Origin of the sequence: Terrimonas sp. (assembly GCF_003075435.1) — a bacterium.
GTDB lineage: Bacteria > Bacteroidota > Bacteroidia > Chitinophagales > Chitinophagaceae > Agriterribacter.
On sequence record NZ_QCZJ01000016.1, the window covers coordinates 49,455 to 75,386 of the forward strand.

The 25,932-nt window shown below is 39.6% G+C and carries 28 protein-coding genes; 15 read left to right on the forward strand and 13 right to left on the reverse strand.

Annotated elements, in window-relative coordinates:
* The first annotated feature begins 55 nt into the window (after window positions 1–55).
* Window positions 56–1,306, forward strand: coding sequence for an MFS transporter (locus tag DC498_RS16710; RefSeq protein WP_116875328.1), 1,251 nt, complete (start codon window positions 56–58; stop codon window positions 1,304–1,306).
* A gap of 27 nt (window positions 1,307–1,333) precedes the next feature.
* Here DC498_RS16710 and DC498_RS16715 read toward each other — a convergent pair whose 3' ends face one another.
* Window positions 1,334–1,876, reverse strand: coding sequence for a YcxB family protein (locus tag DC498_RS16715; protein WP_116875329.1), 543 nt, complete (start codon window positions 1,874–1,876; stop codon window positions 1,334–1,336).
* Between the two features lie 284 nt (window positions 1,877–2,160).
* Here DC498_RS16715 and DC498_RS16720 point away from each other — a divergent pair, with 284 nt between their 5' ends.
* Window positions 2,161–3,027: a sugar phosphate isomerase/epimerase family protein gene (locus DC498_RS16720; RefSeq protein ID WP_240628037.1), complete on the forward strand. Its 867-nt coding sequence runs from the start codon at window positions 2,161–2,163 to the stop codon at window positions 3,025–3,027.
* 163 nt (window positions 3,028–3,190) lie between these two features.
* On the opposite strand, the gene DC498_RS16725 is transcribed toward DC498_RS16720, so the two are convergent.
* The gene (locus tag DC498_RS16725; RefSeq protein WP_116875331.1) at window positions 3,191–3,409 is read right to left on the reverse strand and encodes a hypothetical protein; all 219 of its coding nucleotides are present in this window, start codon (window positions 3,407–3,409) and stop codon (window positions 3,191–3,193) included.
* Window positions 3,410–3,500: 91 nt separating this feature from the next.
* Here DC498_RS16725 and DC498_RS16730 point away from each other — a divergent pair, with 91 nt between their 5' ends.
* Entirely contained in the window at window positions 3,501–5,225 is a 1,725-nt protein-coding gene (locus DC498_RS16730; protein WP_116875332.1) for an NAD+ synthase, read from the forward strand.
* A gap of 9 nt (window positions 5,226–5,234) precedes the next feature.
* Window positions 5,235–7,115 carry an asparagine synthase (glutamine-hydrolyzing) gene (asnB, locus tag DC498_RS16735; protein ID WP_116875333.1) on the forward strand — a complete coding sequence of 627 codons (1,881 nt, stop codon included), beginning with the start codon at window positions 5,235–5,237 and terminating at the stop codon, window positions 7,113–7,115.
* Between the two features lie 49 nt (window positions 7,116–7,164).
* Here the strand turns inward: asnB and DC498_RS16740 are convergent, their stop codons facing one another.
* Window positions 7,165–7,608, reverse strand: coding sequence for a hypothetical protein (locus tag DC498_RS16740; RefSeq protein WP_133176877.1), 444 nt, complete (start codon window positions 7,606–7,608; stop codon window positions 7,165–7,167).
* A gap of 307 nt (window positions 7,609–7,915) precedes the next feature.
* Here DC498_RS16740 and DC498_RS16745 point away from each other — a divergent pair, with 307 nt between their 5' ends.
* The 3 genes from DC498_RS16745 to DC498_RS16755 are packed head-to-tail and all read left to right on the forward strand — an operon-like array spanning window position 7,916 to window position 10,158.
* The gene (locus DC498_RS16745) at window positions 7,916–9,055 is read left to right on the forward strand and encodes a cystathionine gamma-synthase (RefSeq protein ID WP_116875335.1); all 1,140 of its coding nucleotides are present in this window, start codon (window positions 7,916–7,918) and stop codon (window positions 9,053–9,055) included.
* 9 nt (window positions 9,056–9,064) lie between these two features.
* A complete protein-coding gene (locus DC498_RS16750; RefSeq protein WP_116875406.1) occupies window positions 9,065–9,835 on the forward strand; it encodes a TIGR02757 family protein in 771 nt (256 codons plus the stop codon).
* A 5-nt stretch (window positions 9,836–9,840) separates the two neighbouring features.
* The gene (locus DC498_RS16755) at window positions 9,841–10,158 is read left to right on the forward strand and encodes a hypothetical protein (protein ID WP_116875336.1); all 318 of its coding nucleotides are present in this window, start codon (window positions 9,841–9,843) and stop codon (window positions 10,156–10,158) included.
* 71 nt (window positions 10,159–10,229) lie between these two features.
* Here the strand turns inward: DC498_RS16755 and DC498_RS16760 are convergent, their stop codons facing one another.
* From DC498_RS16760 to DC498_RS16770, 3 genes are read right to left on the reverse strand one after another with little or no spacing between them, the layout of a single operon-like run.
* Window positions 10,230–10,526, reverse strand: a complete 297-nt coding sequence (locus tag DC498_RS16760; protein ID WP_116875337.1) for an eCIS core domain-containing protein — start codon at window positions 10,524–10,526, stop codon at window positions 10,230–10,232.
* Between the two features lie 3 nt (window positions 10,527–10,529).
* A complete protein-coding gene (bcp, locus tag DC498_RS16765; protein WP_116875338.1) occupies window positions 10,530–11,000 on the reverse strand; it encodes a thioredoxin-dependent thiol peroxidase in 471 nt (156 codons plus the stop codon).
* Between the two features lie 3 nt (window positions 11,001–11,003).
* On the reverse strand, window positions 11,004–12,701 hold the full coding sequence (locus DC498_RS16770; protein WP_165813872.1) for a M23 family metallopeptidase: 1,698 nt from the start codon (window positions 12,699–12,701) through the stop codon (window positions 11,004–11,006).
* Window positions 12,702–13,268: 567 nt separating this feature from the next.
* On the opposite strand from DC498_RS16770, the gene DC498_RS16775 reads away from it, so the two are divergent.
* Window positions 13,269–13,466: a hypothetical protein gene (locus DC498_RS16775; RefSeq protein ID WP_116875340.1), complete on the forward strand. Its 198-nt coding sequence runs from the start codon at window positions 13,269–13,271 to the stop codon at window positions 13,464–13,466.
* Window positions 13,467–13,562: 96 nt separating this feature from the next.
* Here the strand turns inward: DC498_RS16775 and DC498_RS16780 are convergent, their stop codons facing one another.
* Both DC498_RS16780 and DC498_RS16785 read right to left on the reverse strand, forming a co-directional pair.
* On the reverse strand, window positions 13,563–13,997 hold the full coding sequence (locus DC498_RS16780) for a hypothetical protein (RefSeq protein ID WP_116875341.1): 435 nt from the start codon (window positions 13,995–13,997) through the stop codon (window positions 13,563–13,565).
* A 50-nt stretch (window positions 13,998–14,047) separates the two neighbouring features.
* Window positions 14,048–14,755, reverse strand: coding sequence for a Crp/Fnr family transcriptional regulator (locus DC498_RS16785; protein ID WP_116875342.1), 708 nt, complete (start codon window positions 14,753–14,755; stop codon window positions 14,048–14,050).
* 109 nt (window positions 14,756–14,864) lie between these two features.
* Here DC498_RS16785 and DC498_RS16790 point away from each other — a divergent pair, with 109 nt between their 5' ends.
* Window positions 14,865–16,751, forward strand: a complete 1,887-nt coding sequence (locus tag DC498_RS16790) for a chloride channel protein (RefSeq protein WP_116875343.1) — start codon at window positions 14,865–14,867, stop codon at window positions 16,749–16,751.
* Window positions 16,752–16,865: 114 nt separating this feature from the next.
* On the opposite strand, the gene DC498_RS26430 is transcribed toward DC498_RS16790, so the two are convergent.
* The 4 genes from DC498_RS26430 to DC498_RS16800 all read right to left on the reverse strand — a co-directional run bounded on the left by DC498_RS26430 (window position 16,866) and on the right by DC498_RS16800 (window position 18,834).
* Window positions 16,866–17,003, reverse strand: a complete 138-nt coding sequence (locus DC498_RS26430) for a hypothetical protein (protein WP_206197657.1) — start codon at window positions 17,001–17,003, stop codon at window positions 16,866–16,868.
* Entirely contained in the window at window positions 17,004–17,345 is a 342-nt protein-coding gene (locus tag DC498_RS26435; RefSeq protein ID WP_206197664.1) for a hypothetical protein, read from the reverse strand.
* Window positions 17,270–17,653, reverse strand: a complete 384-nt coding sequence (locus tag DC498_RS26440; RefSeq protein ID WP_206197658.1) for an AlbA family DNA-binding domain-containing protein — start codon at window positions 17,651–17,653, stop codon at window positions 17,270–17,272. The genes DC498_RS26435 and DC498_RS26440 overlap by 76 nt, the downstream gene beginning before the upstream one ends.
* 299 nt (window positions 17,654–17,952) lie before the next feature.
* Window positions 17,953–18,834 carry a class I SAM-dependent methyltransferase gene (locus tag DC498_RS16800; RefSeq protein WP_206197659.1) on the reverse strand — a complete coding sequence of 294 codons (882 nt, stop codon included), beginning with the start codon at window positions 18,832–18,834 and terminating at the stop codon, window positions 17,953–17,955.
* A 168-nt stretch (window positions 18,835–19,002) separates the two neighbouring features.
* Between DC498_RS16800 and DC498_RS16805 the strand changes: the two genes are divergently transcribed.
* The 5 genes from DC498_RS16805 to DC498_RS16825 all read left to right on the forward strand — a co-directional run bounded on the left by DC498_RS16805 (window position 19,003) and on the right by DC498_RS16825 (window position 21,280).
* Window positions 19,003–19,344 carry a winged helix-turn-helix transcriptional regulator gene (locus DC498_RS16805; RefSeq protein ID WP_206197660.1) on the forward strand — a complete coding sequence of 114 codons (342 nt, stop codon included), beginning with the start codon at window positions 19,003–19,005 and terminating at the stop codon, window positions 19,342–19,344.
* A 117-nt stretch (window positions 19,345–19,461) separates the two neighbouring features.
* On the forward strand, window positions 19,462–19,947 hold the full coding sequence (locus DC498_RS16810; RefSeq protein WP_116875345.1) for a YdeI/OmpD-associated family protein: 486 nt from the start codon (window positions 19,462–19,464) through the stop codon (window positions 19,945–19,947).
* Window positions 19,948–20,034: 87 nt separating this feature from the next.
* Window positions 20,035–20,193: a hypothetical protein gene (locus tag DC498_RS16815; protein ID WP_206197661.1), complete on the forward strand. Its 159-nt coding sequence runs from the start codon at window positions 20,035–20,037 to the stop codon at window positions 20,191–20,193.
* Between the two features lie 77 nt (window positions 20,194–20,270).
* On the forward strand, window positions 20,271–20,756 hold the full coding sequence (locus DC498_RS16820; protein WP_116875346.1) for a hypothetical protein: 486 nt from the start codon (window positions 20,271–20,273) through the stop codon (window positions 20,754–20,756).
* Window positions 20,757–20,824: 68 nt separating this feature from the next.
* Complete coding sequence (locus tag DC498_RS16825) at window positions 20,825–21,280, forward strand: Panacea domain-containing protein (protein WP_165813873.1); 456 nt, start codon at window positions 20,825–20,827, stop codon at window positions 21,278–21,280.
* Window positions 21,281–21,502: 222 nt separating this feature from the next.
* Here the strand turns inward: DC498_RS16825 and DC498_RS16830 are convergent, their stop codons facing one another.
* Window positions 21,503–22,489, reverse strand: coding sequence for a hypothetical protein (locus DC498_RS16830; RefSeq protein WP_116875348.1), 987 nt, complete (start codon window positions 22,487–22,489; stop codon window positions 21,503–21,505).
* A 397-nt stretch (window positions 22,490–22,886) separates the two neighbouring features.
* On the opposite strand from DC498_RS16830, the gene DC498_RS16835 reads away from it, so the two are divergent.
* Window positions 22,887–25,931 carry an HsdM family class I SAM-dependent methyltransferase gene (locus DC498_RS16835; RefSeq protein ID WP_240628038.1) on the forward strand — a complete coding sequence of 1,015 codons (3,045 nt, stop codon included), beginning with the start codon at window positions 22,887–22,889 and terminating at the stop codon, window positions 25,929–25,931.
* The last annotated feature ends 1 nt before the right edge of the window (window position 25,932 follow it).

Below are 25,932 nucleotides of genomic sequence, written 5' to 3' on the forward strand. Positions count from 1 at the left end.
ATACATACTAATGATAATGCACACACTATATCACTAAAAACCATATCATACTTATATGCAAACAGCTTCTTCTCCATCCACCTTCAGTCAACTTGTACGGATACCGGTTTTGGTAGCGGCACTCGGTTATATGGTTGATATGTATGATCTTTTTCTCTTCAGCATTGTGCGTGTACCAAGCCTTGCATCGCTGGGGCTTTCGCAGGAAAGCATAATGCATGATGGATTAATGTTACTGAACCTGCAAATGGCAGGCATGCTGACAGGCGGCATTTTCTGGGGTATTATGGGAGATAAAAGAGGCCGGTTATCTGTATTGTTCGGATCTATTTTAATTTATTCAATTGCAAATATCGGGAATGGGTTAGTGCATTCCGTAGGCGTCTATGCCGTGCTGCGTTTTATAGCAGGCTTTGGATTGGCTGGCGAACTGGGTGCAGGCATTACACTGGTATCAGAAATTTTACCGGCAAGGATAAGAGGGTATGGAGCAACGTTAGTGGCTACCATGGGCGTGCTGGGTGCATTACTGGCATATCTTGCCTCTTACTTCTTCGACTGGCGTATATCTTATTTTATTGGCGGCGGATTAGGATTGTTATTGCTTATACTCCGTTTCCGGGTTTTTGAGTCGGGCATTTTTGTGCAGCTTAAAGAACAGAAAGTAAAGCGTGGAAATGTAAAGATGCTATTCAATAACAGGAAACGATTTTTTAAATACCTGAATGGAATAATCATTGGAATGCCGATATGGTTTGTAGTGGGCATATTAATTACATTTTCTCCGGAGTTTAGTACTGCATTAGGTTTAGACAAGCCGGTTAATGCCGGTAAAGCAGTGATGCTTGCATTTTCCGGCCAGGTTGCAGGCAACCTGGCAAGTGGCTTTTTAAGCCAGTATTTGCAGAGTAGAAAAAAAGCTATGCTCGTATTTATCATTTTATCTGTTTCGCTGGTGCTTGTTTATTTATTGGCGCCAATTGATTCTTCCACCATCTTATATATCGTGTGTGCCTGTCTTGGATTTTCCAGCGGATACTGGACGCTTTTTATTACTGTAGCCGCAGAGCTTTTTGGCTCTAACCTAAGGGCTACTGTAGCTACTACTATTCCTAATTTTGTAAGAGCAACGGTTATTCCGCTTACCGCGCTTTTCGCATTGCTGAAACCTCATTCCGGCATTATTTACAGCGCGTTAATTACAGGATTGGTAGCGTATCTTTTAGCATTTGCAGCGCTGTTCTTCCTGGAAGAAACTTTTAAAAAAGAGATGAATTACAACGAGGAAGAAAATGAGTTAATGTAGCAAACCGGGTTTGGCTAGCTCAGGAAGTTACTTCCATTTCCAGCTTAAATCGCTATGGTAAGGTATTTTAATTTGTTCTGCCAATTGGTGCAGGTAATTTTTTACAGCATCTTTATCTACTTCGGACTTTGGAATGATCAGATTTTCTCCATACTTCGTCCAGATAAAAAAATATGCGCCGGTCTCTTCCACACTTTGAAGGGCACTATAAAATATTTCTGAGACCCGCATACTATCTGAATCAATTATAGAAGATGATTTAAATTCAACTGTTGAGGTTAGCCCAAAACGATTTTTGAACAATTGCGCGATTGAATTCTGGTAAGCTTTTTTAAGCCTGCCTAGCGCAATAAAAGGCGCAATAATCAAAAAGACAACACAAAAAAGAATAAACCATAGTAAAAAAGAAAAGTTTCCAAGTATAAAAAAGTAAACAGTTATCATAGTAATGGTAAGTACCGCATTGTTTATTGTACCCCTTTTATATTTTTTTGCAATCTGGCTCCGGGATGCATAGTATAGTTGGTTTTCGAGATAGTCCTTTTCAAAAAGAAGATATTTAAGTGTCATCAGCTTTAATAATAAAGGAGTTAAGTTACACTTTTTAATATGGGCTCAGAACTTTTATACCGTTATTTAAAAGCGGTAATTTTTTTGAACAACGCTGGTATGTGAGAATGTATCCTTACTCCTGGGAAGATATACAAACTGTTGGTCCGATATATTGTATTCTCTGTTATATTTCAGGTATGCCTCCTCCAAAAATTCCTTATCTTTCCCGTCATTATTTTATCATTCTATCAAACATTTCTCTCATGAAAAATTCAAGAAGGGCCTTTTTGAAAAAAAGCTCAATGGCACTCGCTGGAGCAACCTTGTTTTCCGCTGATTTGTTTGCAGCCATCAATACGCCGGAACTGCTGGGGGTGCAGTTATACAGCATACGGGAGGACATGAAAAAAGATCCATTGGGCAGTTTAAAGAAAGTGGCTGAAATAGGGTATAAAAATGTAGAGCATGCCAATTATATTGACAGAAAATTTTATGGTTACGGTGCAAAAGAATTCAGGAAAATACTGGATGACCTGGGCTTAAAAATGCCAAGCGGGCATACCGTTATGCGCAAAGACCATTGGGATGAAACCAAAAATGATTTTACTGATGCCTGGAAATGGACTGTGGAAGATGCCGCGATACTCGGGCAGCAGATTGTAATAAGCCCATCGCTTGAACAGGCTCAGCGTAAAACGTATGATGATTTGAAACGCTTTATGGATGTATTCAACAAAAGTGGTGAGCTGTGTAAAAAATCAGGCATGCGTTTCGGTTACCATAATCATGCTTTTGAATTCAGCGAGAAGTTAAACGACCAAACGATATTCGATATCATTCTGCAAAATACCGACCCGAAATTAGTGGCGCAGCAATTAGATGTTGGTAACATGTATAATGCAGGAGCAAAAGCGCTTGACGTAATGAAGAAATATCCTGACAGGTTTGAATCAATGCACGTAAAAGACGAGATAAAATCAACCGAAGGACACGAGCCTTACGAGAGCACTATTTTAGGAGCAGGCGTAATTCCGGTAAAAGAAATTATTGACCTCGGCAGAAAATCAGGCACCAAACATTTTATTGTTGAACAGGAATCCTACCAGGGCAAAACACCAATGGAAAGTATAGCGCAGGATTTTAAGATCATGAAAAAATGGGGATATTAAGACAATAGGCAATAGTGAATGGTCAATAGTGAAACAATGTAGTTTTCTTAGCTATTATGGAACAATGTAATGGATACTATCTAACATCCCGCAGGTCTTTTACTGAGGAAACTACATTAAATAGTGAAATTTGAACGTGAGAACTGATACCTGATAGTCGATATCAGCTTTTGTGATTTTTCCACCAGCGGTAAACGATAAAACCAACTACCGCAAAAGGGGTGAGCATCAGGTAAACAATGCCCATATTCAGCGCTTTAGCCGGACCTTCGCCCATTTGTTGGGCTGTTTTGGTACAAATGGAGCACTGGGCTGCAGCTTCATACCCCGAAAGCAGCAGAAAAATAACTGCAATAAAAATTACGGGCTTTATCCTTTTCATTTCGCGGCAAAGTTACAACAGAACTTTGGGAGAAAGCAACTAAATAAAATCTAATATTTGCCACCATTGTAAAGCAGTTTAATTTTGCATCATGAAAATAGCACTGGCGCAGCAAAACTATCACATCGGCAATTTTGAAAGCAATATTAAAAAGATAATAGCGGGTATTGAAGCAGCTAAAAATCAGGGAGCAGAACTGGTTGTTTTTTCCGAATTGTGTGTTTGTGGTTATCCTCCAAGAGATTTCCTTGAGTTTGAAGATTTTATTAATAAATGTTACGACGCTGTTGAAAAAATAAAGCAACACACTGCCGATATCGGAGTGATCATCGGTTCGCCGGAGCGCAATAAGGATAAACGCGGTAAAGACCTTTTTAATGCCGCCTGGTTTTTATATAATAAGGAAGTGATCAGCGTAGTGCAAAAAACATTGTTGCCTACTTATGATGTTTTTGATGAGTACCGTTATTTTGAACCGGCTTTCGAATGGCACATTGTTCCTTTCAAAAACCGCCGCATAGCATTAACCATTTGCGAAGATGTATGGAACCTGGGAGATAATCCGCTGTACCGCGAATGCCCCATGGATAAGCTGATATTGCAGCGCCCGGATATCATGATCAATATTTCCGCATCTCCTTTTGATTATGATCATGATGAAGACAGGAAAGAAATTGTAAAAGCAAATGTATTGAAGTATAATTTGCCGATGCTGTATTGCAATGCGGTTGGTTCACAAACAGAAATAGTATTTGACGGGGGAAGCCTGGTATATGACGCACAGGGTAATCTTATAAAGGAGATGAAATATTTTGACGAAGATCTTGTAGTGGTTAATATCCCCGGGGCTGCAAGCGAGCCAACCAATAAAAAGATTGAACAGCCTGCAATTATTTCCGGCAGAACAGATGTTGAAATGCGGGTTTCCAAAATAAACAATCCCGATAAGATCATCGACTTTCTTACCGCACCGAATAATATACGCCAGATACATGATGCGCTGATCATGGGCATACGGGATTATTTCAGCAAGATGAATTTTACCAAAGCCATTTTGGGTAGCAGTGGCGGTATTGACAGTGCTGTAACGCTTGCGCTCGCCTGCAAAGCACTGGGTGCTGAAAATGTGAGAGCAATACTGATGCCTTCTCCATATTCATCAGATCATTCTGTAAAAGACGCGGTGCAGCTAAGCAAAAACCTGGGCAATCCTTATGATATTGTTCCCATCAAAAACATATACGAATCTTTTCTCGACACACTTAAGCCAATTTTTGGCGACCTTCCTTTTAGTCTTGCGGAAGAAAATATTCAAAGCCGTACAAGAGGCAATTTGCTGATGGCTATTTCCAATAAATTCGGTTATATACTTTTGAACACCTCTAATAAAAGTGAATTAGCCACAGGCTACGGCACGCTATATGGAGACATGGCAGGCGGACTGAGTGTGCTGGGCGATGTATATAAAATGCAGGTATACGCTTTGGCAAGGTATATAAACAGTGAGAAGGAAATTATCCCGGAAAATATTATTATCAAAGCGCCTTCCGCGGAATTGCGCCCCAATCAAAAAGACAGTGATAGTTTGCCGGAGTACGATATTCTTGATAAATTACTATACCAGTATATTGAGAGAAGGCAGGGTCCTAAAGAAATCATTGCAATGGGTATTGATGCCGTGCTGGTGGCAAGAGTATTGAGAATGGTTAACATGAATGAATATAAACGAAACCAGTTTTGCCCAATAATACGGGTGAGCGCCAAGGCGTTTGGCGTGGGAAGAAGGGTGCCGATTGTTGGGAAGTATCTGAGTTAAAATAATTCTATGTGCGGTATCGCCGGTATAGTATCACATAATCCAGCCAATATTCATCTGCCCGTACTTAAAAAAATGGCTGATGCAATTGCGCATCGCGGGCCCGATGGAGAAGGTTTTTGGATAAATGACGGGCATACTGTTGGATTTGCTCACCGTAGGCTTGCTATTATTGATCTCAGCATGGAAGCAGCTCAACCCATGCATTTTTTTCATAGCGACACAGATCAGCATAAGCGCTATACGATCATATACAATGGAGAGATCTATAATTACCTTGAAATAAGAGAAGAGCTTTTTTCAAAAGGCTACCGGTTTAAAAACAGGTGCGATACAGAAGTTATTCTTGCCGCATATGATTGTTATAAAGAAGCATGCCTGCAACATTTTGACGGCATGTTTGCATTTGCCATCTGGGATGAAAAGGAGCAAACGCTCTTTATGGCAAGAGACCGCTTTGGGGAAAAACCATTTTTTTATTGGTATGATCAGCACAAAGGCTTCTTTTTTGCCAGCGAAATGAAAGCCTTATGGGCGGCAGGCGTTGAAAAACGAATTGACGAGCAATCCTTATTATATTATCTTGCTTTAGGCTTTACACAGTTCCCGAATGAAAAAGAAAGAACTTTTTACAGCAATATAAAAACCATTCCCCCCGCTCATTATATCAAATGGAATATTAAAACCCCGGATTTTAAAGCAGTTAACTATTGGGATATTGATAAAAGTTTTCAGAAAGACCCGGGTGAAAAAGAGGCGCTTGAAAGATTCCGTTCTCTTTTTTTTACTTCTGTTAAACGAAGACTAAGAAGTGATGTGCTGGTTGGCACAAGCCTGAGTGGCGGACTGGATAGTTCATCTATTGTTTCTGTAATAAACAATATTATTTCAACTGCAGATTATAAAAGCTTCTCCGCCGTTTTTCCCGGATATGAAAAGGATGAATCCGCGTATATAAATGAGGTGGCTGTGGCGTTTGGATTAGACGATTATAAAATTGCGCCGATGCCCGAAGGCTTTATTAATGATTTTGATACACTCTGCTATCAGCACGAAGAGCCCTTCGGCTCCGCAAGCGTGTATACACAATATGCAGTATGCCGCCTGGCAGGGCAGCATCAAACAAAAGTATTGCTTGACGGGCAGGGCGCTGATGAAATACTGGCGGGTTATTCCAAATACCTGCACTGGTATCTGCAGGAGCTGATCTCAACAGGTAAATTTGCTGCCTTTTCAAAAGCAAGGCATGCATTGCAAAAGCACAATCCTTTTGAGTGGGGATACAAAAATTATGTATCTGCTTTTACGCCTTCATTCACGGCATCATTATTAGAAAAAAGAACATATAAAAAGCTTAAAGAGAACAATGAGCTGACAGGTGATTTCATAAAGGAATATAATAGTGTAAACAAAGTATATAAGCCGGAAGTGCGTCAATTAAACGATATCCTGTACTTTGATACTATGGCTATGGGACTTGAAGAATTGTTGCGTGTTGCTGATCGCAATGCAATGGCTCATGGTATTGAAATGAGGCTTCCGTTTTTAAGCCATGAATTGGTTGAGTTCATTTTCTCACTACCATCAAAATATAAAATACACGGGGGATACACCAAATGGATTTTGCGGGAAAGTGTTAAATATATTATCCCATCGTCTATTGTATGGAGAAAAGATAAAGTTGGTTTTGAGCCTCCCCAGAAAATGTGGATGAGCCACCCCCTGCTGGCAGAAAAGATCCACGAAGCAAAGAAACATTTATCCGCTGCCGGTATATTAAAAAAAGAAGTAGCTGATGCCGGCAACCGCCCGACTGATGCTTATGATCGTAAAAATTATGACTGGCGCTACCTGGTGGCGGCAAATCTGTTGAAAAAACATAGGGTATAAGGCCCTACACCTTATACCCTATACCTTACACTCCATACCTGCTTACCTGCTATTGCTGTTTTTTCAGTTTTTCATACCTGAACCCTTCAGCAAAAGCATTGAATTTAATAGTATAGTAATATTTAGCGTCCTGCATTCTTACAAAATAAGCCACTTCATCACCCGCGGTTATTTCTGTAACACCAAACGCGGTTTTATCTGCATAACGCTGGCTGATCGCTTTTAAAATATTCATAGGAAGCTTTGCCGGCTCATAAAAGCGCATTGAGCTTGTGATCACCCCATCCTTATCATAATAAACAATATACCTTATATCATCCTGGATAAATCGTACGGAATAACTATTATCGCCTTCATTCCACTTAACCTGCTCAGCGGCGGTAAAAGTTTCTTTAAATGCTTTTAATACTTTTTCATTTACTGCGGAAGGACTGTTGGCAAATACAGCTGCTGACAGCAGTGTAAACATCGATAAAACAAATATTCTTTTCATAACAGAGCTTTTTAACGAGAGATAAATTTTATTAACAAGTCAAAAATATAATTGGTCTTTATAGTATAAAATCCAAACTACGCAGAAGGCAGCATCATGATAACAACAGCAGCTATATTTTGTTACCTGATAAACAAAACGAAAACCTGCATGTCCTGGAATGCTTTACTGTACTGCATTACAGGGGCTGGCGCCTATTGTTACTTTGCCGCGGTTAAGTTTCTGTTAAACTGGAATTGCGGAAAAAAACATGATAACTTTAAACTCACTTCAATTATGCATCTTTGCAGTTCATTTAATTATTCTGATGAAAGCAGCAACAAAATTTATTCATGCCGGGGTGCATCCCGATCCTTCTACCGGCGCTATAATGACGCCCATTTACCAAACATCAACTTACGTGCAGGAGGGACCCGGAAAGCATAAAGGTTATGAATACGCAAGAACACAAAACCCTACCAGAACACAATTGCAGCATGCACTTGCGGCAGCGGAAAATGGAAAGTATGGCATCAGCTTTGGCAGCGGACTTGCCTCAACGGATACACTGCTGAAACTGTTTAAACCAGGAGATGAAATCATCAGTACAAATGATTTATACGGTGGTACGTATCGTTTAATGAAACGCATTTGGGAAGGGTATGGACTGAAATTTACGTTCATTGATATGAGTAATGCTGAAAATATAGCTGCTCACATTACGCCTGCCACAAAAATGATCTGGGTTGAAACGCCCACCAATCCTTTAATAAGAATTATAGATATAAAAGCCTGTGCGGCTATAGCTAAAAAAGCTGGTGCGTTGCTTGTTGTTGACAATACTTTTGCGTCTCCCTATTTACAGAATCCACTTGACCTTGGCGCTGATATTGTGATGCATTCTGCAACAAAATATATTGGCGGGCACAGCGATGTGGTTCATGGCTGCCTTATCACCAGTAATAAGGAAATTGCTGACCAGTTATATTTTCTGCAAAATGCCTGTGGTGCGGTTCCCGGCCCACAGGATTGTTTTTTATTACTGCGTGGATTGAAAACCCTGCATGTACGTATGCAAAGGCATTGCGAAAATGGCGAAAAGATCGCGAACTTTTTACGGCAGCATCCAAAGGTGGCTAAAGTGCATTGGTGCGGATTTGCTGATCATCCTAACCACCAGGTAGCTAACGCACAAATGCGGGGCTTTGGCGGCATGATCAGTTTTGAGCTGAAAGACAATACTGTTGCCGCGGCTGAAAAAGTATTATCCTCAACAAAAATCTTCGCCTGTGCGGAATCCTTAGGCGGTGTGGAATCATTGATCGGTCACCCGGCAAGCATGACGCATGCTTCTATTCCAAGGGAAGAAAGAATTGCTAACGGGCTGGTTGATTCATTGATCAGGCTGAGTGTTGGCATTGAAGATGCTGATGATCTGATGGAGGATCTTAACCAGGCCATTGGTTAATATATGAAGATGAATGATGAGCTAAAGGCATTTCTCGACCGCAAAGCACAGGAATACAATACGCCTGCCTTTATAAAGGATGATCCCATAAGCATACCGCATAAGTTTACAAAAAAGCAGGATATAGAAATTGCAGCATTCTTTGCCGCTATACTGGCCTGGGGAAACCGTACGATCATCATTAATAAAAGTAGTGAGCTGATGCGGCTAATGGGCAACGCGCCGCATGAATTCTGCCTGAATTACTCCGATAATGATTTGAAAAGATTGCTTGACTTTAAACACCGCACGTTTAACGCTACCGATATTTTATATTTTATTGATTTTTTTCATCATCATTATTCACAATCCAGCTCATTGGAAACGGCGTTTACGCAAGGATTAAAAGGAAAAGACCTTACCGTGGAAAATGCATTGCGGCAATTTTATACGTACTTTTTTTCACTGGAAGATGCGCCGCAGAGAACAAGAAAACATATTGCCACGCCCGACAGAAAATCTACCTGCAAACGCCTGAATATGTTTTTGAGATGGATGGTTCGTAAGGATAACGCCGGCGTGGATTTTGGCTTATGGAAAAAAATAACTCCTGCCCAACTGATCTGCCCTGTTGACGTGCATGTTGCCCGTGTGGCAAAAAGACTGAACCTGGTAACCCGTACGCAAACAGATTGGCTGACAGCGCTTGAATTAACAAACAACCTGAAACTATTGGATCCGGGCGACCCTGTTAAATATGATTTCGCATTATTTGGTTTGGGAGTGATGGAAAAATTTTAACGATTATGGAGAAAGAGCTGATACAATCTTTGCAGCAGGTGCTGTCATTACAGCTGGCAGATACTTTAACTAAAGAAAAGCTGAAGCATATTATTGCCGAAAGGGTGAATGATTTGATCCAGCATGATTTTGCGCAACTTACCCAACTATTATACCGCATAGACATTAATGAAGCCCGCCTGAAAAAATTATTGAATGAAGCAGGAGAAAAAGATGCTGCCGGGATCATTGCTGAATTAATTATTGAAAGACAGGTGGAGAAATTGGAGAGCAGGGAGCAATTTAAACAGGATAATGATATTAGTGAGGAGGACAAGTGGTAGTTTACTTATATGCTCTCGGAATAAATGTCTTAAAAAATAATAATCCCCGGACTGCTTTATTCACTTTGTTCTTATCTCCGCTCTGCCTGCCTTGCCTCCACCTCATACTTGTTGTTATAGTATCCTTTGCGCAGTGTTTCAATAAAATATTTAAAAACAAAAGGCAGGAAACCATGCCTGCGGAATTGTTCTACATGTTCCAGCTCATGTTTCACCCATCTTTCATCACACAGAAACTCAAGCTTTGAGGCATTATGCAGGTAAATGGTTTTACCCAGCGTAAAAGCAACATTATCCACACCAAGCACCCAGGCGGCAATGCGGGCCTTCAGCGATCTCTCTTTTATTCGGATATCTTTTACGTCCATCGGCTATTTCAGTTCATTCCATGCTTTAATGATCTCTTCAGCATGTTGCTTATTTTTAGGGCGGAGAAAAATTTTACGGATCACGCCTTTTTCGTCAATTACAAACGTAGTTCTGTGCAGTCCCATATATTTTCTGCCATATAATTGTTTTTCGCCCCACACGCCGTATTTGTCAATTATCTTATGCAAAGGGTCTGCTATAAGTGTAAACGGCAGACTATACTTTGTTTCGAACTTTTTATGCTTTGCTGCTTCATCAGGGCTTACGCCTATTATTACAAACCCGTTTTGCTTTAATAACGCATAGTTATCTCTCAGGTTACAGGCCTGTATAGTACAGGTCGGCGTATCATCTTCAGGATAAAAATACAGAACTGCTTTCCGTCCTTTATAATCCGATAATGATACTTTTTTATCATCCTGGTCTTTACCGGTAAATGCCGGCGCCTTATCTCCTTCCTTTAATGTTATCATAATCTATCTCGTAAAATTAAATATCCTCGTGGTTATATTCCCGGCTTCATCTGCCACGCTGATTTTTATATTATGTGTGCCGGGCGTACAATATTCATCAAAAACATAAATAAAATTCCGGTTTTTGTCGTTGGTAAACCGCAACCATTTACCATCCAGTTCAGCTCTGAAATTTTTAAACTCATCCAGGTTGTCTTTAACGGTAAATACCATTTTGGTAGCTTTCGAGAGGTTTGCGCTGTCTTTAAAACCAACAGGCATTATTTCAGGCGGGGTTTCATCCAGCACCAGCTGAAAACTGCCAAAGTCGCGAAACCTTGCCATTGCCCAGTCGCCCTGCCATTCCACTTTTCTTATATCCTTTTTTGTGCCTGCAAAACGCTGCATAACGAGCCGGCTTTTCTGATCGGGTGTTAATACCGTTGTTGGCTTTATCCGCACAACTAACGCTTCCTGCAAAGGTATATAGGTAGCGCCGATAGTATGAATAGCGGATACCACAACCGGGTTGACAGCCGGCGAGCGTTTATACTGTATATGCACTGAATCGTATAATCCTTTTTCACCAATATAAAAATCTCCGTCTTCACTCCCTTCGCCTACATTCAGCATTAAAGGATAAAACATTTGCCCGCTCATGGTTGTTGCCATGGTTTTTACTGGTGTATATTTTACCGCAAAACTTACTGAAGCGCTGTTGCCATCTGCATCTTTGGTTACAATGCGTATATTATGCGTTTGTCCGTCAGTCAGGTTTATAATACCGCTGCCTTTGCCATGTGTGTAAATACTGTTGGTATAACCCATCAGCTCACTCAGGTGCTGCAGGTACGGTCCGTTATTAGCTTTTGTCTTATAATCAATATGCGCATTCAGATAGCGTGTATAATCATAGCTGATATTGCTCATGGTAAACCGCATGCTTTCCACTTCATTATCATACAAAATACCCTCGTATATGCCATTGAGGTTAGGAGAACCTGTTTGTGTATCATAGCTTGTAACCGCAAAGCTGATCTTATCTGATTTTACATTGATTACTGCCGGTTGTGTTATATAGCCGTTAGCCGCTTTCTTAACCGGTATAATGATCGGGCTTTGCTCGTAAGTGCTTTTATTACGATCATATATGGCAATGCGCTGTATAGTGGGCGGAACATTATCAGGTATTTTTAATCCAAACAGCATTGGATTAAGATTGGTTTCTGAAAGCGTATTGCGGATTTCGAAGTGAAGATGTGGGCCCATTGAGCCGCCGGTATTTCCGCTATAGGCTATAAACTGTCCCTTTTTTACAGGAAACAATCCTGTAGGAATATCTAAAAACACCTGCCATGACTCAAGCTTATATTGCTGGTCTTTTATATACTTTTCCAATTCAGGATAAAAATCATTCAGGTGAGCATATAAGGTAGTATAACCGTTAATGTGATTGATATAGATAGCGCGACCATAACCCCAGGGCTCAATCTTTACTTTAGCTATATAACCATCTGCCGCCGCATGTACAGGAAGATTTTCTACACGATTGGTTTTAAAATCCAAACCCATATGATAATGGTTAGGCCGCAGCTCACCAAAGTTACCTGCAAGGCTTGCCGGAATGTTCAACGGATTCTGAAAATATGATTTTGGATATACAGAAGTTGTTTGTGCCGATATATTAACCACGAATAACAACAAAGGAAAAACTAATCTCATCAAATTAAGGGTTCTATGATTATTACAGGTAACAAAACTACCCATGATTGATTTAAGAATGAAATGTTTTTGGATACGCTATCTGCTATCAGCCTTCAGGTATCAGCACAGCAGCGAAAGATTTAAGCCGTAGATAAATAATATTAAGTTTGCTGTTAATGCCAAAGGCTCAAAGCTGATGACTGATAGCTGATTGCTAACAGCTCCATTATTATTTCATTAAAAAGTTGGTAAATAACGCTTATTCCCAAAGTCTGGCACTCTGTTTGAGAAATAGCAGTTGTCTGTCAGGAAGTTCTCACGGTTTATTTGCCCGCTGAATATTACTTGATTTTTTGTTTCGACTATCCTCCAGGATTTTTTCCGATAATCATTGAGAAGCCAAAACATTAAAACCTACCCGGAAAGTGGTATTGTTTTCCGGATACAGGGTTAACGTTTGATAATAATCTTTGAAAGGCAATAAATAACAGGCAAAAGCTCACAATTTTTTAAACTATTGTACAGCGTTTTTCGTCTATATATTGTCTACTTATATATTGTTGAACCCCTCTAAATTGAAAAGTTATGAAAGGAATGAAAAGAAAAATTGCACTGGCTGCAACGATCATGGCAGGAACTTTAATCGGCGCATTTCGTGGTGAAGTAGCAAAACAGAGGTATATTGCAAAAGTGAAGAGTCGCTATGAAAATCATAAGCAGGTTCAACAACAGGAGGAAATATTACTTGATGAGTTTGAACTGTCTGCTTTCCACAGCAGTTAGATAAGTAGCATAATGATATGATTAAGGCCATCAGTTATGATGGCCTTTTTTTATTGATCACATAGAGGCATTCGCTGCAGCTATTTTGAATAATATCTATAATATATTCTCTTCAAATTTTTTGTTGTGAAACAAAACAGGCACTGCTATAGAGGCGCTGACACCCATGATCAGTATAATGCCCAGCAGTAAACCGCGGAACGCTATGGTAACATCATGATTGGAACTACGTACCACACTTTCTGCTTTCCAGCTTAAAAACGCGGTAAGCAGTGCCAGTGCGACTATATATATCACTTCCCCTGCCCCCTTCCATAAGCGCATTATATAAAATAGTATTCCCAATAACAGGAAAATGATATTTACACCAAAAATTATTGATCCTACATTTATAATATCCGTAGGTTCAAGCCCGGTTTCATCGCGGTAAACACCATTGTATATGAGGCATATTACCGAAGTAATAATACCGGCAAATAATGCTGTCATAAAAGCCCTTGTAAAAGGGGTTTGCATACTTTCGTTTTCCATACTTTTATATTTAAGTTAATAATCTGTTCCGGATGTTTTAATATTCCCTGTTATTGTACCTGTGTGAGCTCAGCCAGCTTTTTCTCCTTCAACACAAATATTTTTTTTCCTGAGATCTTTATGAGCTTATCCTGGATAAACTCCTGCATTGTTCTGAAAAGCGTTTCATAGGTAGTGCCTGTAAAGGCTGCTATATCCTGCCTGCTTAACGCTATATCTATATTTCCTTCTTTACTTTTTCCAAACTGGCTTTGCAATGCAAGCAATGTATCTGCCACCCTTGCCTTAACATTCATATGCACCAGGTTGCTCATCTTTTTTTCCGCGTTCTGCAATTCATTCGCATAACATTGCATAAGCTGATAGGTAAGCGAATGATTGATCTGCAGCAGCGATTCAAAAAAGGCAAGCTCAACATAACAAATAACAACAGGCTCTATTGCCGTGGCGCTCACAGTGTATTTTTTTTCATCGCCCAATCCCCTGTAGCCAAGCATATCTCCCGCCTTACCAAAACGAATGATCAATTCTTTTTGATTTCCCCATCTCCTGTGAACCTTTACAATTCCACTGTATATAAAATACATTCCGTTTGCCTCTTCCCCCTCATTAAAAATGGTTGCGCCTTTTTTATACCGGAGATTTTTGCGGTTAGCGCCGATCAAAGATTGCCATCCCGGCAAACTATTGCTGCATAAGAAGCAATGGCTTAAATCACAGTTGGTTTTGGATGATGTATTGTTCTTCAATAAGCGCATAAAATATTATATAAACAACAAAAATAGAAAAATAATCTCATTTTAATCGTCAAAAACATGATATAAATCATACTTTTGCTGGCTTTTTTGCAAAACCCAATTTAATTGTATGTTGAAGACGAGCCTGAAAAGTGGTATTCCTGTATCTGTTTCATTAGCCGAAAGTTTGCAGCCGGAATCTGCCAACCCGATAGTTCCTGATGGAAAAAAAAGAGTTTTCCGGATTGCGTGTTATGCCGTTGCAATAGCCGCGTGTGTAAGCGTTATTGCAAAGCTTTTAATAATACTTATTGATTTTGTTACACAGTTATTCTTTTACGGAAGATTTTCCATAGCTGCTGTAAGCCCTGCCGATAATATGCTTGGGCTATGGGTTATACTAATTCCTGCTGTTGGCGGTATTTTGGTTGGATTAATGGCCTATTATGGTTCAGGGGCAATCAGGGGTCATGGCATTCCGGAGGCAATGGAGCAAATACTCACCAATCAAAGTAAGATAAAGCCTGCGATCACTTATTTAAAACCATTATCATCAGCCATTACCATCGGCACAGGAGGACCTTTTGGCGCTGAGGGACCTATTATAGCAACAGGCGGCGCGCTGGGCTCTACGCTGGGGCAGATCCTGAACATCACCCATAATGAACGTAAGATATTATTAAGTTGTGGTGCAACGGCAGGTATGTCCGCTATTTTTGGTAGTCCTGTTGCAGCCATTTTCCTCGCTATTGAGTTACTGCTATTTGAATTTTCCCCACGTTCTATTATACCGGTTGCCCTGGCCTGCATTACAGGAGCTGCGGGGCATCATTTACTGTTTGGATCTTCGCCTGTTTTTGCAATACACGGTAACATAAACCCTCCGGGCAATACAGCTTTGCTTTGTTATAGTTTGATTGGGCTTATTGTAGGCGTTTTGTCTGCCGGCGTTACCAGGGCTGTTTATTATATAGAAGATCTGTTCAGCAAACTATCCGTACACTGGATGTGGTGGCCTGCCATTGGCGGGCTGGCTGTTGGCGTTACCGGTTATTTTTTCCCGGATACGCTTGGCGTGGGATATAACAATATTATCAACGTGCTGAACAGTGCGCTTACATTGCGTGCTGTTGCTTTACTGTTTGTATTCAAATTCATTTCCTGGTCGGTAGCCCTGGGAAGCGGCACTTCCGGCGGTACGCTGGCGCCATTGCTTACCATTGGCGGCGCAGCCGGTTTTTTGCTGGGCAGCTGGGTAGCATCTGCTTTTCCCTCTGCAGAAATATCCGTATCGCTCGCAGCGCTTGCCGGTATGTCTGCCATGTTTGCCGGCGCCTCAAGAGCGCTTCTTACGTCTATTATTTTTGCGCTCGAAACAACAGGAACTTCGGCTGCTTTACCTGCTTTGCTGGCAGCATGTACGGCTGCTTACCTGGTTTCTTTTTTCCTGATGGAAAATACAATTATGACCGAAAAAATCGCACGCCGGGGCATTAAAACACCAGATTCATTTGAGCCCGACCTGCTCCAGGAACTTACCGTAAATGATGTAGCGGGAGAGCAGGGGTTTGTAATCAACCAGGATGTTTCTGTAAAGGAGGCAAGGGAATGGATAAAGCAGCATCCTGAAGATAAGAGCAACCATTTTATTATTACCGATGGAGATAATGCCTTTGCCGGGATCATCAGTTCTTCTAACCTTTTTGGAATGCAGCATGATGAAGCTGTGCCGATAAGCTCCCTGATACGGAGATCACCGGTTGCCGTACACATGTCGGGCACGTTAAAAACCGCGCTTGAGCTGATGATACGGGAAAATGTAGATGTGCTTCCTGTTATTTCAGAAAATGGTGATATCGCCGGCATATTATCGCACCAGCATATTGTTGATGCTTATAAAACTGATTTAACACGGTCGCAGCAGCAAAAGCAGGTAATATCAGTAAGGCGAAGAGCGCTTAGAATGCTGGTAAGGGGCCAGCAATTGATCACGACAATTAAAAAGCAGAAAGATTAGTATTCTTCTTACACCGATAGAAGCAGTAAATACCCGTTTAAAGGATGTAAGAGAACTGGGTGGTACGAAGGCTTATACGCTGATCACCCTGCAGGTAAAATTTATCCGCAGGTGTCAGCTCACAAAATCCATCAATAATTCATACGCTTCAATAAGGTTGGTTTGAATATATAACCGGTCATCATAACGATCTGTATTGTTTATTCTTACCAGTGCATCAATTTTATAGTGGGGTATAATCTGTTGAATCACTTAATCCTTCAGTAGTAAAGCAGCAGCGAGCGTAAAACCCTCCTGTTCACTCAGGTAATCTTTTTTCCAAAGTCCGGAAATTTCCATCATCTGTTCGTCGTTTAAAGCAAGCCAGGGGTGAGCCGGGTTATTGCTGCGGATAAGGTTGCGGACTTTAGGAAAAAGCGCCTGCTTAAAATCCTCCATTCGCAAAGCAGGATAAATAATGCCTTCCGTATAATGATTGCGCTTACGGTTGGCCATTTCTGCAATCCGGTGCGCCTGCTCTACTTTAAAGTCACCATCATTACTGCGATCGTAAATGATCTTCCTGGTTTTATGTACCTGTGAGCTGGCCGGCACCTGGATATGAATAACCTTTTTGCCGGTAATATCATATACCTGTGGAAAAAGAATAAATGGCGGATCCAGTTTTGCGGGTTATTGGAAAGGTTTACCAGATCGGTTACCATCTTTGATACTGCATTATCATCAATTCCTCGAACATTTCCATTATCCTCCACACCCAAAAGAATATCACCACCATCCCGGTTGAGCATGGCACAGATGGTTTCAAAAAGATTACCGGGTAAAGCAGTGCCCGCCTCCTTGAACTCAAGGTGAATGTTTTCTTTTTGTTTTAACAGGCGTTTTATTCGTTCTGGATTCATCACTCAATAGTTTTCATAAATCACACCAACCTAAATGTCTTTTTCGCACCATACGCTAATTTGAAAATATTATAGCAATATCCGTCAAATTACCAATACTTGCACCAGTTAGAAGTTTTTTAGCCGGAATGAATATAAAAAGTCGGAAGTAGAACCGCAGGAAGTTTTGTTAATATAAATAGCACAAGCCAGACGCTTGCACATGGAGGGAGAATATTGGTACCTATTACAAAATACTAAGAATAGCATAGTAGTGGCGCACGATGTATCGAATATCAATTGTATAGTGAACTACCTGGCTAATCCTTCCTGCATTCCACAAAGAAAAAGGTAAATGCTGGTACATGGGATGATGCGCTCCCTGGTTCTGCTATTTCAACATACGATCTCAGCCCGTAAGCTTCAAATTCTCCCTCTACAGCCGCTGCATCATAGAAAAATAATTGCCCGCCTTTTCCGATCTCAAAAGTATCCTTTGCCACCTCTCTGCCCTTGCCATAGTTGTGTGATTTTTTAGCAATCACAGAAAAAATCATCGTTCCACCTGGCTTTAACTGATTGTAACAATCAGCAACCATCTTTTTCCTTTGTTCGCCGTTTAACAGGTACAGCAGCCCATAGCAAAAGATGCCTTCATAAAGATTTTCGTCAAAGGGCATATCAGTAACAGATCCGTGAATGATGCGCACTTCAGCGTTAAAATGTTGTTCAGCAATTTTTATGGCTGTTTCTGAAATTTCAATGCCTGTTATGCGCATGCCGCTATTCAAAAAAACGGAGGCATTTCTTCCATAACCAAAACCAGGTATTAAAACATCCCTCACTCCACCCTGCAGAAATATATGGTTGGCTCGCTTTGCCGAATTCGTCGGGGCTGCCCCCCACATCATTTGATTATTCACGAAACCTGACTCCCAGAAATCATGCATATGCTGAACTGATTCCTCCAAAGCATCGCATACCCTGTCTGGAATCAGTTTGCAAAAAAAACCGGCGCCTTCCAGTAATGCAGTGATCTTTTCCGTTGGAACGTTTAAATTTTCAATTCGAAGGATTTTTTCCCGATCCGTCAAATCAAAATTTATCCTGGAGCCCGCCAGGTTGATCAGCAATAAATTTGTCACAAGGTCTGCCTCCTGTTGATCCCGCACATTCGTTTTAAAGATTTCCACTCGTTCCATGTATAGTCTTTTGAAGTATGTAAGATTGATTCAATAAACATCTAAGCGCTGCAAAACTAGTTATCTTTATATCCGTGAATGCCACACTTACCTAACGGAAAGTGATGTAAGTTTTGTTAAGCGTAAACAACAAATATGGTCAAGGAAGAAAGAGACTGTTCAAAAGCAATGCGATGTATCAAAGACGCACTGGAAGCTGTCGAAGGCAAATGGAAGCTGTTGATTATTTACGCACTCTGTGGCGGCGCCAAAAGGTTTAAAGAATTATCCCGGGATGTCGTGGGAATTTCTGACAAAATACTTACAAGCGAGTTAAAGCATTTGCAGGAAAATAAACTCATCAAAAGAACCAGGACCGATGAATCCACCATAACCATACAATACGAATTAACAGCGCATGGTCGCTCATTAAATAAAGTACTGTTCGAACTTTGGAACTGGGGTAGTGCGCATCGCGGGGAAGTGATCGGTAAATCAATCGGGATAAACCAAGCAACCGATGTGGAATGACTACAAATATTATCTCATCCCGAAAAATCCTTCACAATAAGAAAGCTGCCGATGTTGTTTTGCAAGGTTTTTTAAACCGCTGATATTTTTCCGTGTAAGGGCTTTTAAAAAAGATTCATGAAATTGCTTGTTGACAAAGATTTGAAAATTGAAAAACAAATGCACAAAGGCGGTTGGCATTATGTGATCATTCCGGGTATCCCGCGTGAATACAGAGGACATCAGGGTTTGATCCGCGTGAAAGGATCGATTGACAACTATAAAATTCAGCAATTCAATTTACTGCCAGTCAAAACAGGCGAGATGATGTTGGTGCTGAATGCTACCGCACGAAAGGCGATCAATAAAAAGTCAGGGGATCTTGTTCGTGTGAAATTGTCTGTTGACAAATCAAAAGTTGATATACCGGAGGAAATCCTGGATTCTTTATTACAATCTGAGCCGGCGTATACTTTTTTTCAATCCCTCACCGAGAGTAACAAAAAGTATTATATAGACTGGGTACTTTCTGCCAGGGGTGTTGAAACAAAAGTAACCAGGATCGTGAAGATGATGCAAATGCTGGAACGCAGGCAGAAATTCTGGGATTGGCCATCGACCTGAGTGACTGTTTATTCAGGAGGCAATTTATTGAGTCCTAAAGCCCCTCAAATCACCTTCATCATTATAATTCCGATGACAATAAAGGCAATGGGCAAACTTTATGGAGGCGCTGATATGTGGGTGTTTGGGAAGCAGGTAAAAGGAAAAGAGATTTATATTAAAATAACGATGGGAATAGCAGGGGCTCAGGTAATATGTATTTCATTTCATATTGCAGAGCATCCTATAAATTATCCCTGCAAGTAGAAAGGCAATGATTTCGGACTTGATGCTTAACTGGGCTAGTTAAGTATTTTTTGAATCATCCCTTAAATTGTAAAACAATGAAAAGTCCATTTACAGGGGGCGAAGCAACGCTCCAAAAAGAAATGCGAACAATGGATTTCCGCAAGGAAACATTCCAAGTTATGTTCCAGTATTATTTGTGCAAAGACACTGGTGAGCAGTTTACAGATGATGAACTGGATGAAGTAAATACCAACCAGGTTTATAATCAATATCGTGCAAAATATGGCATTCCATTTCCTGACGAAATGATAGCAATAAGGGAACAATATGGACTACCTGCAAATAAAATGGCAGAAATATTAGGACTTGGAGTAAATATATATCGTAATTATGAAGCTGGCGAAGTTCCCAGTGTTTCTAATGGAAGACTCATTCAAATGGTGAAAGACCCAAAAGAATTCAGGCAATTAATTGATTACAGTAAAAATGAATTTAGTACTGAAGAACTGGAGAAGATAAGCAAGAAAATTAATCATGCTTTGCACGGATGGGATGATCTGAGCATTTGTATGAAACCTTAATGCTTGGAGAGAAAAGACCAAGCCTTTTAAATGGTTACAAAGTTCCGAGTATTGAAAAGGTAAATAATATGGTTTTATACTTTGCCGAAAAAGTAAAGCCTTTTAAAACCAAATTGAATAAGCTTTTATTTTATGCAGATTTTCTGCATTTCAGGAAAACCTGTTTTTCAATAAGCGGGTTAACTTACCAGGCAATACAAAAGGGACCTGTGCCAAAGAATTATGATTGGCTATTTGATAACACCATGGAAAAGAAATTAGTTAAAATATTGCTGCATGATTATGGCAATTATATGGGAGAGCAATTTGTACCGGCTGAAGGAAGTGTATTTGATGAAGAATTATTTACAGCATCCGAGCTGAAGGCTATGCAAATAGTTGCAAATGCTTTTAATAATGATACAGTAAACGGGATAGTGAATAAAAGTCATGAAGAAGATGCATGGGCTGATAATATTGATTGCTTCAATACAATCAGCTATGATTATGGATTTGGATTAAAATATCCGGCAAACGGGAATTGAAATCAAAGAAAAGATGCATAATATAGAGCTGCCCAAGTAAATCTAACAGCATAGAACTTGTTTTATTGTCTCTATCAGTCGGTGTTTCCCACCCACAGAATAAACAATCAGGTGGACGTTACAGTACTCTCATTTACATTTTATTTACCACGGAAAATTGTGCTGGTATGTTAAGACACATACCAGTAGGGGAAAAAGTTGGGAGCTATATATAAGTCAGTTTTATATCTTACCAAACAATCCAACCATTTCTCCATTGGTCAATTTTTTTTCATCTCCGGTTTGGCTGTTATACAGTGTACATTCAAATTGCATCTTCACTTCAATATAATACCTGCCTATAACGTCATATGAATCTGTTACGCTAATTATCTTGAAAGTGCTTCCCGTTTGATCTCCTGTACCAGAATTTGTAGTCCAGAATTGGCCATCAGGATCTGTCCAGCCAATAACAATACCATTTTGCAGTCCGAGTCCTTTGGGTGCATAAGTCAGGTCACCAATGGGAAAGAATGCTTTAAATTGTGCATCTGAAGCAGACAGATAATTAGACATTATACCTTTCTCTATATAAAACCCTGTTGTTCCTGCAGGGGCCGGATCTCCATCATAATCAATGGAAGCACTGAAATTCACCTCATCAGTTCCTCCCAACCCGGAGCCTGGAATAAACCCGTTATCATAAGTAGCATACTGCGCATAAGAAATCCCTCCAATAACAGCTTTATAATAATAATCACCGGTTGTTGTACTACTACCATCGGTAACTGTTACAGAAACACTACAGGTTGCACTCCCTGCTTTTAGTGGTATCTGGCTAACTCCAACTGTGGTGGGTGTGCCTGAACCTATTAGAGTGATCACTTGTATACCAGTAGTGGAAAACGCTCCCGCACCAGCAAAGGAAATACCATTGGTTGCGGTCGTGCTCATAATCCATTTACCTTTTTTGGTTACATTAACCGATAGAGTAATCTTCGCAGCGCTTAGTGGTACATCTTTTTGTAAAATACCCTGTGTAGTTGCGTCTGAACAATTATTACCTGAAGGCACAAACGAAAATGTAGCAAGTGAGTCAGGTGGAATAATATTGTCAGGGTCAGTAGGTGTTTCAAAAGAAAGTTCTTTCTGGCAGGATGCCAATAATATTATAGCGGCAAACACGACAATCCTGTATAAAGGAATCCTCAGTTCAAATAGGGAAATCATTCTATCAACAATTTGATTATAGACTTTACTAAAGGCATAAAGATATTACTTATTCACTTACCCTGGAGCTATGCCACAAAGCAAAGGCGTTAACTCTTTTACCAATGGCTGGGGGTTATCCCCGCAAACGCAACATGGTTTTTTGAGGATGATAACACCCACTCTACTATTTGGAAAGTCCCGGCATTTCATTCCAGGGTTTGTTTAACAAAGCTCTTCCTATTTTCTTGCCACCTCGCCATAGCAATGCTTGCAGTCGGCAATCCATCAAAGAAAATTTTATATTCCCAAAATACTAATTATTTTAGCAGTACAAATTTTCTTTCAAATCAATTAGTTTTGTTTAACAGGTATTTTTAAGTATCAAAAATATATAATACATAATATTTTGGTAGAAGTGAGTTTAATAGATTCATTAAGATTTGACAGGGCGATCTCTGTAAAATCTAAAAGCAAGGAGCTTTTGGAGAGCGAATCTATCATTATAACCGAAATAAATAAGAAGGGATTTAATATTGATTCGGTTTACTTCAACACAGATGAAGCTGGCAACAGTTTTCCCGCCGTATTTTTGAAAAAGGTAAAATATTTTGACGAAGAAACATTACAGGCAATTGCTGACATTCATCGAAAAATCTGGAATTACAAAAAAGTTCTCTTTTTATATGTTTATTCCGAAACGGAAATCCGCATTTACAATTGCTCTGAAAAGCCGCTCGTTAAAGCCAAAGAGAATTTTGATTATGCCAAAGAACTTCAAAGTGTTGAAATAAAAACTTACCAGCTTTCAGATAAAAAAGAGCTTGAAGAACTTAATACCCTCTTTTCAAGAATTGCAATCGATTCGGGAGTGGTGTGGACGTTGAAAGAAGCCCAGTTTATCAGGGATAAAATTAACTTGCAACGCAGGGTTGATAAATATCTTGTGGCAAGTTTGGTAAATACGGCCAATCAACTTGAACAGCAAGGGCTAAAAATTGACTTCATTCATAAAATCATCCTCCGTTCATTATTCCTGCTGTACCTTGAAGACAGGGGTGCTACGGACAAAAAATTATATTCCAAATTCAAAAAAGGGGCAACTTCTTATTTTGATATTTTAGATGACGTAAACGCCACATATCAATTATACGAACAACTTGAAGAAGATTTTAATGGGAATGTTTTTACTATAGAAAAAAATGAAAAAATATCTGCCGGGCAACTTCAGCTTATAAAGAAATGTTTTACCAGTGGCTATGACAATATATCACAGGTAAGCCTGTTTGAAAATTGGCGTTTGTTTGATTTCAGTATTATTCAGATTGAACTGCTGAGTGAGATTTACGAAAACTTTTTATTCAAAACCGACCCTGATTCAAAGAAGAAAACAGGAACATATTATACGCCACCCGCATTGGTAGAGTTTATCCTGAATGAAAAACTGCCAACTAATAAGGCTGAAAAAAACTATAGCGTCAGGATTTTAGACCCAAGTTGTGGTTCAGGTATTTTCCTGGTGGAAAGTTTTAAGCGATTGGTAAAACGTTACGAAAACCACCACCAAAAAAAGCTCACCGATTTTAGTAAACTAAAAAAATTATTAACCGACAACATTTTCGGAATAGAATTACACCCGCAAGCTATAAAAGTAGCTGCGTTTAGCTTGTATTTGGCGCTGGTGGATAATTTGGACCCCAAAACCTTATGGCAAAAGAAGAAATTGCCGAACCTCATCAATAACCCGAATGACTTATTATTAAAAGAGCAAGGGAAAAATCTTTTTTGCCGGGATACGATAGCTCAAAACAAAGAAATTGAAGATATTGAGTTTGATTTAGTGGTCGGCAATCCGCCCTTCGGTACTAATGATTTATCAACATCGGTTCGTAACTATTGCGATAAGCATGGCTTTGCCAAAGAAATGGTTTTACCCTTTTTGCACAAAGCCACAACATTTGCCCCCAATGGTGAAATAGCGTTAATATTTAACACCAAGGTTTTAACTAATACTGAAGATGTTTATCAGAATTTCAGAAAATGGTTGTTTACTAAATGCTATGTAGAAAAAGTTTTTAACTTCTCCATTCTTCGAAAAACAAAGAAAAATTTCGGAGGGCAGCTATTTGATGATGCAACCGGACCAATAAGCATTGTATTTTATCAGAAAGATCTTCCCCAAAAACCAGGCGATACAATTGCCTACTATGCGCCGAAAACTTATATCAAATCCAATGTAATTGAGGGATTGAGTATTGACTTCACTGACTTAAAATATTTACCAAGAGAAGAATGCCAGAAACCAGATACCAAAATTTGGAAAATTGCTATGTGGGGGAATCATTCTGATTATGATCTGTACAAGCATATAAGCCAAAAGTTTAATACCCTATCGGAAGTTTTTGAAAAAAATCCCCAGAAATGGGTTAAAGGTACAGGCTTATTAAAGGCAAGTACTAAGAATCTTGAAAATAACAACACCCAAAGAACGAATGCTAAAATCATAGACACGAAAAAAATTGTTCGTTATTATACCAATGTTTCAGCCTTATACACTACAGATAAATTGTTTAATCCAAAAGAGTTTAAAAAGTTTACCCCGCCTTTTTTATTGGTAAAAGAAGGGCAACAAGATTGGATGTACTGCGCTACAATAATTGAATATAAGGCTCAGTTTTTGAAGTCCGCATTTGGAATTAAAAGCCTTGAAAATGACTCCTATAACAAAATAATCTGTGCATTAATCAATTCAAATTTTGCTAAGTATTATTTATCCCTGATTTCTTCATCTTGGGGTATTGAGAGGGAAAGAATTCAACCTAATGAAATTCTCATGCTCCCTTACATTATTAATAATGCAGATTTAAAATTATTAACTCAAATTGCAAATTTTGTCGACAATATAATACATGCGGAAAAGGAAGGAGTGCTTAACGAAATACCACAAATAGAAAAAGCGATTGATGATATAATTTTTAACGTTTTAAAAATCGAAAACAGAGAAAGAAGACAAATACTAGATACGATTACCTTTAGCCTGGATTTATTAGAAAATAAAGAAAAATCTACAGCCCTCTATCCCGTCCTGAAAAACCAACCGACAGAATACGGAACAATTATATGCAAAGAACTCAACAAGTTCCTTGAACGGCAAAATTTATTTGTAAACGCCACTGTCTATAACATTACCCCGTTTACACCACTGATGATGATTAAACTTTCACACGATTCGGCTAAGAAAGATATTTCAGTTTCTAATGAATTAATAGATGCCGAATTGAAAAAAATAGATCAATCTCTTTGGGAAAAGAAATCTCAAAATATATACTTCCGCAAAAAACTAAATTATATAACCGGCAACGACATCTATATCATTCGCCCTAATCAACGCAGGTTTTGGTCAAAATCAATGGCAATAGAAGACGCTTCTGGGCTGATCCTTGAAATTTTAAACGGGAATTAAC